This window comes from Rathayibacter tanaceti (assembly GCF_001634385.1).
GTDB lineage: Bacteria > Actinomycetota > Actinomycetes > Actinomycetales > Microbacteriaceae > Rathayibacter > Rathayibacter tanaceti.
Map to the genome: position 1 here is coordinate 1 of NZ_LIIN01000073.1, position 15,576 is coordinate 15,576.

Sequence of the window (15,576 nt, forward strand, 5' to 3'; positions counted from 1 at the left end):
GCGGGGACGCGATCGCCGCGGTGCAGCGCCTCCGCCGCCGCCGCCTCGCCCCAGAGGTCGCGGACCGCGTCGACGCGGTAGCGGGCTCGGAGGAGGTCGTCGCGCAGGAGCGCGATGCGGGCTCGGTCGAACTGGTCAGCAGGCTGCACCGCTCCATCCTCGTGCACCGCCGAGAGGAGGGGCTCCGCCTCCCGCGTTCCGGCCGGCAGCGCGCCCACGCGCCCGTACCATCGGAGTATGCCTCTCACAGGAGAATACGAACCGAGCACGTCCGAGTGGGCCCGCGAGCAGGCGGAGCTCTACGAGCGGACCGGCGGAGCCGAGGGCAACCTCCTCCGAGGCCGCCCCATCATCGTTCTGACCACCGTCGGCTCCCGCAGCGGAAAGCTTCGCAAGACCGCGCTGATGCGGGTCGAACACGACGGCGAGTATGTGGTCGTGGCGTCCAAGGGCGGCGCGCCCGAGCATCCGGTCTGGTACGGGAACATGCTCAAGGAGCCGCACGTCGAGCTCCAGGACGGGCCGGTGAAGAAGGACTACACCGCGAGCGTCCTCGAGGGCGAGCTGCGCGAGACCTGGTGGGAGCGCGCCGTCGAGGCGTGGCCCGACTACGCCGAATACCAGACGAAGACCGAGCGGCAGATCCCGCTCGTGCTGCTCACGCCCTGGTCGTGAGACTCGGAGGGAGGCTCAGACCCGCTCAGCGATGAGGTCGAGCACCTTCGGGTGCGAGAGCAGCGCGAAGTGGCCGACGACCGAGACCGCGATGTTCTCGTGCGCGCCGGCGAGCCGGCTCCCGCCCGGGATGTACTGGTCGCGCATCCCGTAGATCGACGTGATGCGCGCGTCGGCCTCGCGCTCGGCGAGCAGGTGCCGGATGAGAGGGCGGTGCGGTGAGAACTCGCGCAGTGCCCGCGCCGGAGCGATGCGCGCGAGGCTTGAGCCGTTGAACGGGGTCGAGACGGCGATCATCCGCTCGATCCGCTGCTCCTCGCGGTCGTCGACCACCATCATGTGCTTGCCGATCAGCCCGCCCTTGCTGTGCGCCACGACGACCACGCCGCGCAGGTCCTGCTCGCGCAGGTAGTCCTGACCGACGCCGGCGGAGGCGACGATTGGACGCGTGTTGTACCCGAGCGCGGGAAGCACGTGGATGGGGTGGCCCGCCGCGTGCAACCGCTCGGCGATCGGCCGGAGGAACTGCCAGGTCTCGTAGACGCCGGGGATCAGCAGCACGGGGGCGCCAGCGCCGGATGCGTACTGTGTCACATCCCAACCCTCGCGCAGGTGCACGAGGCGCGAGCCGTAGGCGTACCGGTAATCGCGCAGGTACGCGGCGCGGAGTGAGGTCGAGCGCCGCGCTGGACGGCGGACGCGGAACCTCCCCGCGCGCCCGCCCGCGTCGCCTCCGGTCAGAGCGGGTTCACCCCGAAGGCGGTCGCCAGCTTGTCGATCTTCTTGGCGCGGCCGAGACGCGGGAGGTCGCTGCCGTCGCGGATCACGCGGCCCCGGGCCTCGAACTCGTCGAGGAAGTCGCGCGCCCATGCGACGTCCGAGGGCGTCGGGCTGATGACCTCGTTGATCACCGCGAGCTGCTCGGTGTCGAGGCAGAGCTTGCCGGTGAGGCCGAGCGAGACGGTCAGCGCCGACTGCTCGCGCAGCACGGGGTGGCTGTTCGAGACGGTCGGGCCGTCGATCGGGCCGGGGAGTTCGCCGATGCGCGAGGCGACGACCAGGCGCGAGCGCGGGTAAGCCATCGCGAGGTCGTCGGCGCTGGTGCCGGTGTCGCGGCGGTAGTCGCCGCTGCCGAACGCGAGCCGGAAGGTGCCGCGAGCGCGGGCGATGGAGACCGCCTCCTCGATGCCCAGCGCCGACTCGACCAGCGCGAGCACCGGGGTGGAGCCGCCGAGCCGGTCAAAGGTCTCGGTGACGTGCTCGGCGGCCTCGGTCTTGGCGAGCATGACGCCGGCCAGGCCGGGCAGGCCCTTCAGTGCGTCGACGTCGTCCGACCAGAACGGGGTGGAGTGGTCGTTGATGCGGACCCAGGCGCGCTTCTCACCGGTCAGCCACTCGACCACGTCGGCGCGCGCATCCGGCTTGGCCTTGGGGTCGACCGCGTCCTCGATGTCGAGGACGATCTGGTCGGCGCGGGAGGCGTGCGCGGCGTCGAACGTCTCGGTGCGGGTGGCGTTCACCAGCAGCCACGAGCGCGCGATCTCGGGGGCGACGTCGCGCCCCGTGCGCTTCGCGATGGTGGCGGTGGTGGTCTCGGGCAACGTCACGTGTGTTCCTCTCGGTGGCGCGGTCCTCGCTCCGCGGGCGCCTCCGCCGAGCGACGGCGCCGCGGACAAGGGTAGCGGCTCCTCGTGCACCGGATCCCGAGAGCCCCCGGAGGGTCGGGACGACGCTCGTCTCTCCTCTTGCACGACACCGAGGAGCCTGGCCGGCGGGCGTCGGTGCCGGATCAGAGCGCAGCGCGCTCGGCGAGACCCTTCGCGTAGGCCGCCTGGCCGACGTGCTGGGCGTCGTCGTCGACCACCGACACCAGTCGCACGCCGAGGGTCACCGGAGGATCCCAGGCCTCGTCGATGACGCGGGCGAGATCGTCGTCGCCCAGGGTGTCGAGGAAGGCGAGCGTGCGCTCGTGCACGGCATCGGCGTAGGCGGCCAGCAGCTCCGCCGGGACCGCGGCGAGCGCCGAGACCTCGGACGGCTCCTGGTCGTAACCGTTCACCTCGGGGCCGAACGGAAGGCCGGAGCGCTCGTGGAAGCCCCCGGCGGTCCAGACCTGCTCGTGGCCGGCGAGGGGGGCGAGGTGATCATCCTGCACGCGGGTGAGGTGCCAGACGAGCCAGGCGGGTGAGTTCGAGCGGGCGTCCGCGCGGAACGCGAGCTGCTCGGTGGTGCTGTCGTCGAGGACCGCATGCACGTTTTCGTGCACGCGGCCGAAGGCGTCGCGGAGGAGGTCGATGGCTGCACTCATCCCGCCAGCCTGCCGCGCCGCGAGCGGAGACGGAAGCCCGTCGCACGCCTCGGAGGAAGTGCGGAGGCGCGTATCGGATACTCACGGTGTGACCTCCGGATCCTCCCACCTGGCGACGAAGCCGTGGCTGACCTCCTACGCGGAGGGTGTGCCCGCCGAGATCGACCCGCCCACTCAGACCCTCGTCGATCTGCTCGACGACTCGGTCGCCCGCTATCGACGCGGCACCGCGCTAGAGTTCTTCGGCGCGAGGACGAGCTACGCAGAGCTGGGCGACCAGGTCGCCCGCGCAGCGGAGGGGCTGCGTCGGCTGGGCGTCCGAGCGGGCGACCGTGTCGCGCTGGTGCTGCCGAACTGCCCGGAGCACGTCGTGGCCTTCTACGCGACGCTCCGTCTGGGCGCGATCGTGGTCGAGCACAACCCGCTCTACACGCCGCGGGAGCTCCGGCGGCAGTTCGAGGACCACGGTGCCCGCTTCGCGGTGGTCTGGGATAAGGTAGCCGACGTCGTGGCCACGATGCCGGCCGACCTCGGGATCGAGCAGGTCCTCTCGGTCGATCTCACCCGCTCGTTCCCCCGCGGCAAGCGACTGGCCCTCCGGCTGCCGCTACCGACAGTGCGGGAGGCCCGCGCGAAGCTGACCACCCGGCCGCGCAGCCGGAGCCTCCTCCCCTTCTCGACCCTCCTGGGCCGTCGGAGGATCTCCCGCTCTCACCCGCGGCCCGCTCTCTCGGACACGGCGCTGCTGCAGTACACCACCGGCACGACGGGGACGCCGAAGGGCGCGATCCTCTCGCACTCGAACCTCCTGGCCAATGCACTGCAGGGCCGCGCCTGGGTCCCGGGCCTGCGCGAGGGCGACGAGACGTTCTACGCCGTCCTCCCCCTGTTCCACGCCTATGGGCTCACGCTCTGCCTGACCTTCGCTCTCAGCCTGGGGGCGAAGATCGTGCTCTTCCCGACCTTCGACGTCGGCCTCGTGAAGGCGGCGGCGAAGAGCTCGCCGCCCAGCTTCCTGCCAGCTGTGCCCCCGGTGTACGACGCTCTCGCGCGCGCCTCCGAGCGCCACGAGATCGACCTGCGCGGCATCCGCTTCGCGATCTCGGGGGCGATGAGCCTGCCGGTGGCGACGGTGGACCGCTGGGAGCGCGCGAGCCGCGGACTGCTGGTCGAGGGCTACGGCATGACCGAGAGCTCGCCGGTCGCGATCGGGAATCCGGTCGGACCGACCCGGCGGCCGGGCACGGTGGGCGTACCGTTCCCGAGCACGACGATCCGGCTGGTGGATCCGGCGGATCCCTCCGTCGATCGTGGGCCGGGCGAGTCCGGTGAGCTGCTGCTGCACGGGCCGCAGGTGTTCCAGGGCTACTGGAAGCGGCCGGAGGACACCGCGGCGACCCTCCTGCCCGGCGGGTGGCTCCGGACCGGTGACATCGCCACCGTCTCGGCCGACGGCTTCGTGACGATCGTGGATCGCGCGAAGGAGCTGATCATCACCGGCGGCTTCAACGTCTCGCCCTCGGAGGTCGAGGGAGTGCTGGAGTCGCACCCTGACGTCGTGCGGGCGGCCGTGGTCGGCCTGCCCCGCTCTGACGGCAGCGAGAGTGTCGCGGCAGCCGTGGTGATGCGCGCCGGCACCGCCGTCGATCCTGAGGCCCTGCGCGATTTCTGCCGCCTGCATCTGACGCCGTACAAGGTGCCCAAACGTGTCGTCCCGGTCGAGGAGCTGCCGACCTCGCTGATCGGCAAGGTGTTGCGCCGCGAGGTGCGCGAGAGCCTGCTGGACTGAGGGATGACCCGGGCTCCGTGCCCGGCCGAGAAGGAGGACCACATGGCGAGGTTCGTGCAGTACGAGCGGTTCGGCGGGCCCGAGGTGCTCGAGGTCGTGGAAGCGCCGGACCCGCAGGCCACGCCCGGATCGGTCGTGGTCGCCGTCCGCGCGGCGGGGGTGAATCCGATCGAGTGGAAGATCCGCTCGGGCCTGCGTCCCAGTGCACCGCTCAGCGGGCCGCGCAGGATCGGGTCGGACGCCTCCGGCGTTGTCACGGCCCTCGGCGAAGGCGTCTCGGGCTGGAGCGTGGGCGATGAGGTGATCGTGAGCGGAGCGGTCGGTACCTACGCGACTGCGGTCGCCGTCGCTCCTGAGAGCCTCGATGCCCTGCCCGAGGGGCTGGGTTTCGAGGAAGCTGCGGCCCTCGGCATCCCGGTCAGCACCGCCTACCAGGCCGTGGTGTCGCTCGGAGTCGCGGAGGGATCGACCTTCCTCGTGCACGCGGGGGCGGGGGCGGTCGGTCGGGCCGCGGTGCAGTTCGCGCTCGATCGCGGAGCCGGGTGATCGCGACCGCGAGCCCCTCCCACCACGCGGCCCTGCGAGCGCTGGGCGCCGTGCCCGTCGCCTACGGTCCGGGCCTCGACGACCGGCTCCGGGAGGAGGCTCCGGAGGGCGTCGACCGCGTGCTCGATGCGGCCGGGACCGACGAGGCGCTCGCGGCGTCCCTCGCCCTGGTGGCGGACTCGCAGCACGTGGCGACCGTCGTGGTCGGTGCGCGGGCCGCCGAGCTGGGCATCCGGGCATGGATGGGCGGCAGCCCGATTCCGCTGACGGAGCAGGAGCAGGGCTTGCGGCGAGAGGGCATCCCGCTCGCCGCGCGGCTCGCCGCGGAGGGGCGCTTCTCGATCGAGATCGGGCCGCGCTTCCCTCTCGAGGCGGTCGCGGAGGCGCATCGTCTGAGCGAGGAGGGTCACGCTCGCGGCAAGATCGTCCTTGTACCGTGAGCCGCTCCGGCGGACGTCGATCGCGGCGTGGCGTGGCGACGTCGCCACCGCTTGCGCCACTCCCATCGTCCAGAAGGAGTAGTCGTGCCCACTGACGACACCACGCCCGTCATCCTCGGGGGCGCGCGCACCCCGTTCGCGCGCTTCTCGGGAGTGTTCGCCCCGCTCTCGGCCGTGGAGCTCGGGGTAGTCGCCGTCCGAGGAGCGCTGGACCGCTCCGGCGTCCGCCCGGAGGACGTCGATGCCGTGGTGCTCGGTCAGGTGATCCAGGCCGGTGCCGGTCAGGGCCCGGCCCGGCAGACCGCTGTGCTGGCGGGCGTGGGCTGGAACGTGCCCGCCGTGACGATCAACAAGCTGTGCCTCTCGGGGCTGACCGCCGTGATCGACGCGGCGAGGATGATCCGACTGGGCGAGGCCGACGTCGTGGTCGCGGGAGGTCAGGAGTCGATGACCGGCGCTCCGCATCTCCTTCTGGGCTCGCGTTCCGGGCTCGGCGTGGGGCCGAGGGCGCTCGAGGACGCCCTGCTGCACGACGGCCTCCTCGATCCCTTCGACCGTCGGATCATGGGTCGCGTCACCGACGACGGGAACGCCGAGCGGGGCATTCACCGGGACCGCCAGGACGCCTTCGCCGCGCTCTCGCACCAGCGCGCCGAGCGCGCCCGTTCCACCGGGATCCTGGGCGCGGAGATCGTGCCTGTGACCGTGCGGCAGCGACGGGCGGCCGATCTGGTCGTGGAGGCGGACGACGGGATCCGAGCGGACAGCACGCCCGAGACGCTCGCGCGCCTCGCCCCCGCGTTCTCTCCCGAGGGGACCATCACGGCGGGCAGCTCGTCTCCGATCACCGACGGGGCGTCGGCGTTGGTCGTCGCCTCGCGCGGATGGGCGCGAGCGCACGGGCTGTCGTGGCTCGCGACCGTCGCCGAGCACGGCCAGGTGGCCGGGCCGGACAACTCCCTGCACTCGCAGCCCTCGGCGGCGATCCGACGAGCACTCGAACGTCGGGGCGCGTCGGTGGCCGACCTCGACGTCATCGAGATCAACGAAGCCTTCGCCTCGGTCGTGCTCCACTCGGCCGACGATCTCGGCGTGGATCCCGAGTCGGTCAACCTTGACGGAGGCGCGATCGCGCTGGGCCACCCCGTCGGCGCGTCGGGCGCGCGGCTGGCTCTGCACCTCGCGCTCGCACTGCGGAGACGAGGCGGGGGCCTCGGGGTCGCGGCCCTCTGCGGCGGAGGTGGCCAGGGCGAGGCTCTGATCCTGGAGGCGTGAGCCCGAGCCCGTCCTCTCAGCCACTCAGCGTCCGCGGAGGGCATCGTGTCCCCGTCCTCTCGGCAGGACCGCGGCGCCGAGGAGCGGCAGGAGTGCGGTGAGGGTGAGCATCGCCAAGGCGTCGGTGGCGGCGAGCCGCAGGGCCAGCGGCGACCACGGCAGGAGGACCGTCGATACGGCGAGCCCGATCGCGAGGCCCACCCCGCTCGTGAGTGCGGTCTCGACCGTCAGCATCAGCAGGAGGCGTGCGCTCGAGAGACCGAGGCTGCGGTAGAGGGCGATGTCGGCCCGTCTGGCCAGCCAAGCCGCGGCGAGTCCCATCGCGCAGAGCACTGCGCCGAGCGGTGGGCCGACGAGCGAGAGCCGTGCGGACACCGACTCGTCGAGCGACTGTACCCCGTCGAGCGCCGGGGCGATAGGCGCCGCCGACGCCTCGAGGTCGGCGGGGAACCAGGAGACGGCGAGCGCCGCTACCGCGGAGCCCGCGCCGGGGTCCGCCTCGACAAGGCACTCCTGGACGGTTCCGGTCGCCGGCTCGGTGACCACGACAGCGCGGTCCGCGAACGGGAGGCGGGAGGAGCGGCCGGCGACCTGGTCGATCTGCACCGTCGCCGTCGGATCACCCTCGGCGAGCCCGGTCAGCGCGCCGGGCCCGTGCAGGCCGGCGCGGGCCGCCAGAAGCTCGCCGACCACCGCGGAGGTCCCGAGGTCGTGTCGGAGAGCAGGGCCGGGCCACACGACGGTCGGATAGCCGGCGGTCACCCGCAGGAGGGAGACCGCGACTCCGTCGGGGTCGTGGAGGGTGCTGGTGGCGATCGTGCCGCCCGCCGCCACGACGCCGCCGACCTCGCGGAGCTGCTCGCACCGTGCCGCGGGGAGAGGCCGGCGGTCCGCTCCCGTGATGGACAGCACGGTCGCGCCCGCGGACACGAGCTCGGCGGCGCGGGACTCGAGCGCACCGATCTCGACGGCGGTGAGGGTGGGCACGAGGATCGCCGCGAGCAGCGCGGCCGCCATCGCGAGGAGGCCCGGCCACGGTCGGGCGCGGACGTGCGGAACGCCTCCGAAACGACCATCGCAGGTCGCAGGCGTCTACTCATCGAGTTCTCCCGACATCTCGAGGAGAACACCGCCGTCGAGCCGCGCGATCCGCCCGCAGGCGGCCGCCACGACCGAGTCGTGCGTCGCCACGACCACGCCCGCACCCGACGCCGCCGCCCGGAGGAGTGCGTCGACCACCAGTGCTCGGGAGCCCGGATCGAGCGAGGCCGTCGGCTCGTCGGCGAGGATCAGGGCGCTCCCCGCGACCACGGCGCGAGCGACGGCGGTCCGCTGCCGCTCGCCTCCCGAGAGCTCGTGCACCGGCCGCAGTCCGAGGTGCGCGATCCCGACCTGCCGCAACGCGTCGAGCGCCGCCGCCTCCGCCGCGCGCCTGCGGGAACCGAGCGCGAGAGCGCCGAGCGCGACGTTGTCGAGAACGCTGCGGCGCGTGAGCACCGGGGTGGACTGAAGGATCCACGCCGTCCGCTCGGGCGGGGCCGAGCGCACTGTTCCCTCGGATGGGCGCACCTGGCCGGCGAGCACACCGAGGAGGGTCGATTTGCCCGCACCGGAGGGGCCGCGGAGGGCGAGAGTCTCTCCCGCTTCGAGCGAGAGGGAGACAGCGCGGAGGATCGGGCGACCGCCGAAGTCCACCGTCACGTCGGAGGCGTCGATCAACACGGCGGCGCACCCGTCGCCCGAGCGACGAGGACGTCGTCGCCCGTCGCCACGGCACCCGAGACGGTCGAGCGCCCGAGCGAGCTCGACTCCACAGTGACGACACGTGGCTCCGGCGCGCCGCCCGCCGTGCGGGCAAGCACGCAAGCGCGTTCGCCTCCTCCGATCGCCGCGCTGGGCACGACCACGGTGCCGGGCCGAGGATCAGCGAGCAGCATTCCGTCCGTCCTCGATCGGTCGTCAGCGATCAGTTCGCGCAGCTGGCCGAAGGCGGACGGATCGACTCCGCGCCGGTCGGCAGAGAGAGCGATCTCGACGCCCTCGATCTGGAGACGCTCAGCATCGGCCGCCCTCACCTCCCTCTGCACCACCGCACCGTTCGAGTCGCCGAGCTCCGCCGATGTCGCCCCGTCGAGCTGCGCTGCAGCGATCACCGGACGGGTGGTGGCGAACGCCTCGCCGGGTGGCGGTGCGAGCGCCCCGACGTGCAGCGTCGAGGTCGCGACCGTCATCTCCTCCTGCGGGAGGAAGACCAGCCAGGACGGGTCGAAGACCTGGAGATCCTTCGTCGCGGTCACACCCAGGGAGTCGGCGAGCTCGCGAACCGCGATCAGCGTCGGCACGGTGAACTCATCCGACTCCGGAGCATCGAGCTCGAGCCCGCGGAGCACGTCGTTGAGCGCTGCGGCATCGGGTCCCTCATCACCGACCCGGAGTTCGGTCGAGAAGGGTCGTTCGGAGGAGATGGCGAGACGGTCGATTCCCGCGATCGTCGCCACGACGTCGCCGCTGCGGACCACCGTGCCCGGCGTGACCGCCGTCGACTCCACGACTCCGCTCCAGGCCGGCGCGTAGAGATCGGGCGCGACGTCTCGCGTGACCACGACCGAGACGGTGCGGCGAGCGGCGGCCGCGTTCGCCTGAACGGGTGCCCAAACATCGACCGCCGGCGCGAGTGATGCGGCTCGCGTCGACTGCTCGAGGAGGAGGAAGCCCACAACCGGAGTCGCGACCCAGGCCACGAGGCCCGCGGTGAGCAGGCCCCGGGCGAGCTGCGATCGCAGCCGCGTGCCGCGCGGTTCGAGCCCGTCGGCTCCTCGCTCTCCCCGGCGGGCCACGACTAGTACCCGACCGACAGCGAGGGCAGATCGGGGTAGAGACGCGCCCCCTCCTGCTGGACGCAGTCGAGCACCGCCTTCCCCTGGGCCTCGCCGACGGAGGACACGAAGTCGGCGACCTTCGCCTCCTCTCCGTCGAGGGTGAGTCCATCGGTGCGCAGACAGTCGGCGGTCGCGGTGACGAGGGGAGCGTCCATGATTTGCGGCTGCGAGAGCTCGAACGCCTGCGCCACGCTCGTCCAGTGCACGGCGTTGCACTCGTCCAGGTCTGCGAGAGCGGCGGTCTGATCGCGCGTGCCGAAGTCGGAGCGGAACTCGTAGCGCACCCCGTCGACCGGGCTGACCACCGGACCGTCGACCGTGAAGCCGTGGTCGGTCAGGCAGGACTCGAGCCGCGCGAAGGCGCCGTCGTACTCGTCGAACGTCACCGCGCCGTCCTCCAGAACGGTCTGCTGCTCGACGTGGCCGGCCTCCCCCTCCTTGTCGGCCAGAGCCATGATCTGCGCGGAGCTCATCGGGTCGCCGGGAGCGCGCTCTGCGTCAGGCTCCGATGAGCAGCCCGCGAGCGCGGTCGCGGCGAGGAGCGCCGCGACCGCGATCGGGGTCAGGCGGGGCCGCGTCACGTCGACCTCGCGTATCCGCCGTTGATCGAGTGATTGCCGTAGACCGTCGCACCCGCCCCGTTGCTCATCGAGGTGCTCACCGATCCGATGCTGTAGGCCCACGCGCCGACGGACCCGCCAGCAATCGGCCGAGCCCCGGCGGTCTTGTTGCCCCAGCAGTACCCGTCGAACGAGGTGAAGGCGTTGGCCCGGCCGTCCCTGGCATCGCTGCGGTAGTAGTAGTTGCCGGAATTGCAGCCGCCGCCCGGCTGGATGTGCGACTGTCCGGACCCGTAGGCGAGGGCCGGAGTGGCCGTGAGGCCGGTGACGAGAGCCACCGCGGCGACCCCCAGGAGCGCTGCGCTCCGTCTGCGAAGAGACATGATCCTCCTTGTCGTGGAACGGGACTGTCCCGCTGCATCGATGAGATGACGTTAGCTCGGGTTCCCATACGAGTATGCCATCCGGGGCCCTCGATGCGACGGCTCTGCACGATTGACGACGAAATCACCCCTGTGGAGGAGCCTCCGCGCGTTCCTGAGCCCTCCCGACGGCATCAGCGCCCCCGGCTACGCTCACGGCATGAGCATCCTGAGCGCAGACGGCCTCGCCTTCGTGACCGAGCGGCACCTGGCCACCCTCTCGACCCCGGGCCGACACGGTCGGCTCCACGTCGTCGCCGTGGGCTTCACCTACGAGGACGGAGTCGTGCGCGTGATCACCTCGCGGGACAGTCAGAAGGTGGTAAACGTGCGCCGAGGCGGCACCGCCACCGTCGGCCAGGTCGACGGCGTCCGCTGGCTCAGCCTTGGCGGCCCCGCCTCCGTCGAGGAAGAGCCTGACGCCGTCGAGCACGCCGTCGAGCTGTACTCGAGGCGGTACCGGACTCCACGCGCCAACCCCCTGCGGGTGGCGATCAGGATCGACGTCGACGTCACCCTCGGCTCCTCCGGCCTGCGCGCGGAATAGCGCAGCGGCCCGCCGCGACGCGATGACAGGCGACGGATCGGTTTCGTCGCTATATACCTACAGTTGTGTGCAACTCGCACTCGTCCCGGGCTGCTCGGAGGCGTCGTCGCTCTGATCCTCTTCGCGCTCTTCTGGATCCTCCCGACCGTCGAGAACGGGGACGAACCGAATCCCGCGGTGCGTGCCCGGGCCGGGCTCCGGTCACCCGTCTCCCGCGGGGAGGACGCACCCTCGAACGCTCCTCCACAGGACCGTCCGAGAGGCGGGTTGATCGCGAGCGGCGCCGGAGACACCTGCGCCCGCTGAGGATTCGGCATCATGGCGTGCGAACAGCAGTCCACACCACAGAGGAGCACCCGTGAGCGCCCACTACACCGAGACCAATCGTGCGAACTGGGACGACCGCGCGGCTCTGCACGCCGCGGCCGAGACGGGATACGCGATCGAGCGTTACGTCGACGACCGCGTCCTGCTCTCGGACGTGGTGCGCTTCGACCGCCACCGTCTCGGCGACGTTTCCGGGGCCCGCGCGGTGCATCTGCAGTGCCACATCGGCACCGACACCCTCTCGCTCGCGCGGCTCGGGTCCCGGGTCACCGGTCTCGACTTCTCCGCAGAGGCGGTCGCCAGAGCGCGCGGACTCACCGCCCGCACCGGCGACCGTGTCGACTTCGTGCAGGCCGATGTGTACGAGGCAGTGGAGGTCCTCGGGGAGCACGGCTTCGACCTCGTCTACACGGGTATCGGCGCTCTGTGCTGGTTGCCGAGCATCGAGCGCTGGGCGACGACGGTCGCCGCGCTGCTGGCTCCCGGCGGGCGCCTCTTCCTCCGGGAGGCGCATCCGCTGCTCTGGAGCGTCGATGGGACCCGCACCGACGAGCTGCACCTGCGCTTCCCCTACTTCGAGCAGGAGGAGCCCCTTGAGTGGAGCGGTGACACCAGCTACGTCGAGACCGAGCGACCCCTGAGGGCGACCACCACCTACGAGTGGAACCACGGTCTCGGCGAGATCGTGACCGCTCTGCTGGGCGAGGGTCTGCGGCTCACGATGCTCATCGAGCACGACAGCGTCCCCTGGCTCGCCCTGCCCGGGCAGATGGTGCAGCGGGACGACGGCGAGTACGCGCTTGCGGCGACGCCCGCCGTCGCTCCGCTGAGCTACACCCTGCAGGCGGAGCGGCCGATCGCCTGAGGCGGCCGGGACGCCTCACGGTCCCCTTCCGGCGTCACCGGGTGAGGCTGATCGACGGGCTGCGTCCGAGGTTGCCGGCCGCATCGTAGGCGTGAGCGACGATCGTGTAGCGTCCCGCCGGGTAGGCGGCGGCGGATCTCGTCAGCCGCCAGGTGCCGTTCGTCGACTTCGACGCGTCTCCGAGCTTGGTCGCTCCGCTCCAGAAGCTGAGGCGGGTGACGCCCACATCATCCTTCGCGGAGGCGACCAGCACCACTGAGCCACCGACCGTCGATCCGCTCGTGGGCGCCGTGATCGCCACCGTCGGCGCGGTCGTGTCGAGGTGGGGAGTCGGCGAAGCTGTCGGGACCGGCGTCGAAGGGGGCGCCGTGGGCGTCGAGGTCGGCATCGGAGTCGCGGTAGGCACCGGCGAGGTGGTGGGGCCTGGAGTCGGGCTCGGCGACGCGTCGTCACCCAGTCCCCACGCCTCCCAGAGCTCGGAGGCGATCGTGGCCTGGCCGGTGGTGCTGGGGTGGAACCAGTCCACGTCTGTCGAGAGCTCGTCGAGCGCGACGGGTGCCGCCGAGAGGGCGCCGCCGTCCCAGACGCAGTCGTTCGAGGAGGCGGCACACGCCGCGGCGAGCGCTCCGTTAAAGTCGTCCGACCGCTCCTCCGCCGCTGCCAGGGAGGCGGAGTAGGCCGCGCCGGTCAGCGGTGCGCCGGTCACCGCGTCGACTCCGCGCGTCGTCCGGCAGACTCCGCCCCAGGCCCAGACAGCCGCGCCGGGAGTCGGCTTCACGACCTGCCACTCCGCGGCGACGTTCGGGACAGAGCTGACAAGCACTCTGGCATCCGGCCAGGCCTCCGAGATCGACAGCATGATGCCGGTCGCGGACGAGGCGAAGCCCGCTGCCGAGGTCATCGCGTAGCCGTCCTCAGCGCTGGGCGAGAGCGTCAGGGAGCACAGATCGTTACCCCCGATGAGCAGAGTCACCACGTCGGGCTCCTCCCCCGCCGTCACCGCGGCGTCGATACGTGACTCCACCCCGCCGATGAGGTGCCCGACTTTGCGTAGTTCACCGCCCGCACTGAGGTCCGGGTGTCCGCCGCCTCGAGCCGCGTCGCGATCGAATCCACCTCGCTCGCTGAGCCGGTCGCCCACGAATTCATGGCGCAGTCTCGGTTGATCCCGCAGGTCGTCGCAGCCGGGTGATCGAATCACCGAGCGCGAGCACCGTCAGCGTCCCGGTCGCCTGCGCCGGCTGCGCCACCAGGAGGCCCCCCAGCAGCGCGAGCACCGCTGCGCCACCGCCTGCCACCCGTCGCCGCAGTCGATCTGCGCTCGTCCTGTTCCCCATGTGCGTACCGTCCCCATCCCGACCCGTCGTCGACGTCATGCCCGGAAGAGCACGCGCGCTGAGCGTACGATCCGGCCCGACTGCGGAGTAGCGCGGGGAGGACGGCTCCTGTCCAGGGGACCCCCTACGGGGGGCCCAGGCACGGGTGAGCGCCGCGATTCCGTCCGGGAAGGCACCCGGGACCCCGACCGGGACGAACGAGAGGCCCAGCGTCGAGAGCGAGCCGCTCGCCGACACGGGGGCTCACGTCGTTGACGATCCGCATCGGTCGAGGCGGACCACCGACGAGGATCGGTGCTGCTGGCCATGTCGCGCTCGCCGCCGGAGACCACTCGGAGTGCACGGCGCAGCGGTCATCGCTACAAGACCGACATCTGCTCGGCTGAAGTCGGATTCCAGCTGGGCTCGCCCGCGGTCTCCGCCGCCCGAGGAGGAGGCGACGGAACCGATCGCGCGCGTTAGTGTGATCGAGGCGGGCACGACACCGTCTCGAGAGTTTTCGCCGGCTACGAACGTGTCGAGCGCCGTGTGCACCGTCGCGGTGTCGTCAGCCGACAGGTCGATCCGACAGTCGTTGCCGTCACCCGAGAACCGGACGGTCGCTCCGCCACCGTCGACCGGAGTGCCATCGACGTCGTCGACGAACATCTCTGTGCGGGCGATCGGATATTCCCGAGTGAATGCACCGGCATTGCCCGCTGCCTGATTCGCGGAACTCGCGAACCGAATTAGGCTGAAACAGTGACATCGGGCGTTATGGCTCCGGACGATCGGCGAGCCGTTCTCTCTATTATTTCTTCGGCCCGACGGTCGGTAGGTCAGTAGTTCTGTAGCGCGCGCGACGCGACGCGTCAATGTAGGGACGGAATGCGTCGCGAAGCTTCTGCCGGTTCTTCGGCGACAGGTCGATCTCGTAGACCGAGTCGTCGATGGAGAACTGAACGGTGGATCCGTCCGGGATGAGGAGACCGTCGAGGTCATCGACGAGTGTGATTTTCCGTGCCACTGCACCAGTATGCACCGGTCGGGTGACCCAGCACAACGCCGAAGCACGATACGGGAGGCGGGCCGCCGGTATAACTGGACCGCGCTGCGACGACTCGAGGGCGTCGGCGCGCTGCCGCTCGCAGTACTCGTCGGTGTAGCTGCGGTGCGCATCGTCCTCGTAGGCCGAGGCAACGGCGGCCCAAAGCTTTTCACCCACGTCTTCGCGTCGTAGCTGCAGTTCGGTGCATCCCACATATGTTGTGGACGTCAAGATGATGCACTGACCGGCCACGGCGGAGCTGACAACGGCCGCGCAAGCAGCGCTCAACGGCCGGAGGTCGGGCGTTTGCTCCTGGCTAACCGGCGTGGGAACGCAGATGATGGTCGCCTCGGACCCGCGCACTGCACCTACCTCCGCGTGAAGTACGAATCGGTCGCTGGCTGTTGCAGGGGTCAAGTACTCAAGTTCTTCCGGGAACAGGTCAACATGTCCCGCAGCGATTGCATCCAATCTCGAGGCGCTGACGTCTACACCCAAGACGCGCCACCCGGCTCTGAAGAAAGCCAGCGCAGTAGGTAGACCAACGTAGCCAAGACCAACAATCGTCACCTGAGGCGG

18 protein-coding genes are annotated in these 15,576 nt (G+C 71.2%); 7 read left to right on the plus strand and 11 right to left on the minus strand.

The genetic code is table 11. From position 1 onward, the window contains the following. Positions 1-237: 237 nt before the first annotated feature. Positions 238-675 (plus strand): nitroreductase family deazaflavin-dependent oxidoreductase, encoded by a 438-nt coding sequence (locus ACH61_RS09830; RefSeq protein WP_068211708.1) that lies wholly within the window; start codon positions 238-240, stop codon positions 673-675. A 15-nt stretch (positions 676-690) separates the two neighbouring features. On the opposite strand, the gene ACH61_RS16865 is transcribed toward ACH61_RS09830, so the two are convergent. From ACH61_RS16865 to ACH61_RS09845, 3 genes are all read right to left on the minus strand, one after another. After that, positions 691-1,269 carry an esterase/lipase family protein gene (locus ACH61_RS16865; RefSeq protein ID WP_158286055.1) on the minus strand — a complete coding sequence of 193 codons (579 nt, stop codon included), beginning with the start codon at positions 1,267-1,269 and terminating at the stop codon, positions 691-693. Positions 1,270-1,412: 143 nt separating this feature from the next. Further along, positions 1,413-2,276: an HpcH/HpaI aldolase/citrate lyase family protein gene (locus ACH61_RS09840; RefSeq protein WP_199220813.1), complete on the minus strand. Its 864-nt coding sequence runs from the start codon at positions 2,274-2,276 to the stop codon at positions 1,413-1,415. Positions 2,277-2,464: 188 nt separating this feature from the next. Then, positions 2,465-2,983: a mycothiol transferase gene (locus tag ACH61_RS09845; RefSeq protein ID WP_068211709.1), complete on the minus strand. Its 519-nt coding sequence runs from the start codon at positions 2,981-2,983 to the stop codon at positions 2,465-2,467. A gap of 88 nt (positions 2,984-3,071) precedes the next feature. Between ACH61_RS09845 and ACH61_RS09850 the strand changes: the two genes are divergently transcribed. The 4 genes from ACH61_RS09850 (at position 3,072) to ACH61_RS09860 (ending at position 7,033) form a co-directional block, all read left to right on the plus strand. Further along, the gene (locus ACH61_RS09850) at positions 3,072-4,772 is read left to right on the plus strand and encodes a long-chain-fatty-acid--CoA ligase (protein ID WP_068211710.1); all 1,701 of its coding nucleotides are present in this window, start codon (positions 3,072-3,074) and stop codon (positions 4,770-4,772) included. A gap of 42 nt (positions 4,773-4,814) precedes the next feature. After that, the gene (locus ACH61_RS18375) at positions 4,815-5,318 is read left to right on the plus strand and encodes an alcohol dehydrogenase catalytic domain-containing protein (RefSeq protein WP_236713621.1); all 504 of its coding nucleotides are present in this window, start codon (positions 4,815-4,817) and stop codon (positions 5,316-5,318) included. Then, a complete protein-coding gene (locus tag ACH61_RS18380; protein ID WP_236713622.1) occupies positions 5,315-5,758 on the plus strand; it encodes a zinc-binding dehydrogenase in 444 nt (147 codons plus the stop codon). Before ACH61_RS18375 ends, ACH61_RS18380 begins: the two co-directional genes overlap by 4 nt. A gap of 84 nt (positions 5,759-5,842) precedes the next feature. Then, complete coding sequence (locus ACH61_RS09860; RefSeq protein WP_068211711.1) at positions 5,843-7,033, plus strand: acetyl-CoA C-acyltransferase; 1,191 nt, start codon at positions 5,843-5,845, stop codon at positions 7,031-7,033. A gap of 24 nt (positions 7,034-7,057) precedes the next feature. Here the strand turns inward: ACH61_RS09860 and ACH61_RS09865 are convergent, their stop codons facing one another. The 5 genes from ACH61_RS09865 to ACH61_RS09885 all read right to left on the minus strand — a co-directional run bounded on the left by ACH61_RS09865 (position 7,058) and on the right by ACH61_RS09885 (position 10,855). Beyond that, on the minus strand, positions 7,058-8,050 hold the full coding sequence (locus tag ACH61_RS09865) for an FtsX-like permease family protein (RefSeq protein ID WP_068211712.1): 993 nt from the start codon (positions 8,048-8,050) through the stop codon (positions 7,058-7,060). A 75-nt stretch (positions 8,051-8,125) separates the two neighbouring features. Next, the gene (locus ACH61_RS09870) at positions 8,126-8,755 is read right to left on the minus strand and encodes an ABC transporter ATP-binding protein (protein ID WP_068211713.1); all 630 of its coding nucleotides are present in this window, start codon (positions 8,753-8,755) and stop codon (positions 8,126-8,128) included. Continuing rightward, on the minus strand, positions 8,749-9,870 hold the full coding sequence (locus ACH61_RS17400) for a hypothetical protein (protein ID WP_068211716.1): 1,122 nt from the start codon (positions 9,868-9,870) through the stop codon (positions 8,749-8,751). Before ACH61_RS17400 ends, ACH61_RS09870 begins: the two co-directional genes overlap by 7 nt. A gap of 2 nt (positions 9,871-9,872) precedes the next feature. After that, positions 9,873-10,493 (minus strand): hypothetical protein, encoded by a 621-nt coding sequence (locus ACH61_RS09880; RefSeq protein ID WP_068211718.1) that lies wholly within the window; start codon positions 10,491-10,493, stop codon positions 9,873-9,875. After that, entirely contained in the window at positions 10,490-10,855 is a 366-nt protein-coding gene (locus tag ACH61_RS09885; protein WP_068211720.1) for a hypothetical protein, read from the minus strand. Before ACH61_RS09885 ends, ACH61_RS09880 begins: the two co-directional genes overlap by 4 nt. Before the next feature lie 199 nt (positions 10,856-11,054). Here ACH61_RS09885 and ACH61_RS09890 point away from each other — a divergent pair, with 199 nt between their 5' ends. Together ACH61_RS09890 and ACH61_RS09900 are read left to right on the plus strand one after the other, a co-directional pair. Continuing rightward, the gene (locus ACH61_RS09890) at positions 11,055-11,441 is read left to right on the plus strand and encodes a pyridoxamine 5'-phosphate oxidase family protein (RefSeq protein ID WP_068211722.1); all 387 of its coding nucleotides are present in this window, start codon (positions 11,055-11,057) and stop codon (positions 11,439-11,441) included. A gap of 358 nt (positions 11,442-11,799) precedes the next feature. Continuing rightward, positions 11,800-12,633: a class I SAM-dependent methyltransferase gene (locus ACH61_RS09900; RefSeq protein ID WP_068211726.1), complete on the plus strand. Its 834-nt coding sequence runs from the start codon at positions 11,800-11,802 to the stop codon at positions 12,631-12,633. 34 nt (positions 12,634-12,667) lie between these two features. On the opposite strand, the gene ACH61_RS09905 is transcribed toward ACH61_RS09900, so the two are convergent. From ACH61_RS09905 to ACH61_RS09915, 3 genes are all read right to left on the minus strand, one after another. Further along, positions 12,668-13,834 (minus strand): Ig-like domain-containing protein, encoded by a 1,167-nt coding sequence (locus tag ACH61_RS09905; RefSeq protein WP_082845173.1) that lies wholly within the window; start codon positions 13,832-13,834, stop codon positions 12,668-12,670. Between the two features lie 379 nt (positions 13,835-14,213). After that, positions 14,214-14,618: an Lsr2 dimerization domain-containing protein gene (locus ACH61_RS19335; protein WP_068211735.1), complete on the minus strand. Its 405-nt coding sequence runs from the start codon at positions 14,616-14,618 to the stop codon at positions 14,214-14,216. 142 nt (positions 14,619-14,760) lie between these two features. Further along, on the minus strand, positions 14,761-15,576 hold an 816-nt coding region (locus ACH61_RS09915), incomplete at its 5' end, for an Lsr2 dimerization domain-containing protein (protein WP_201787598.1).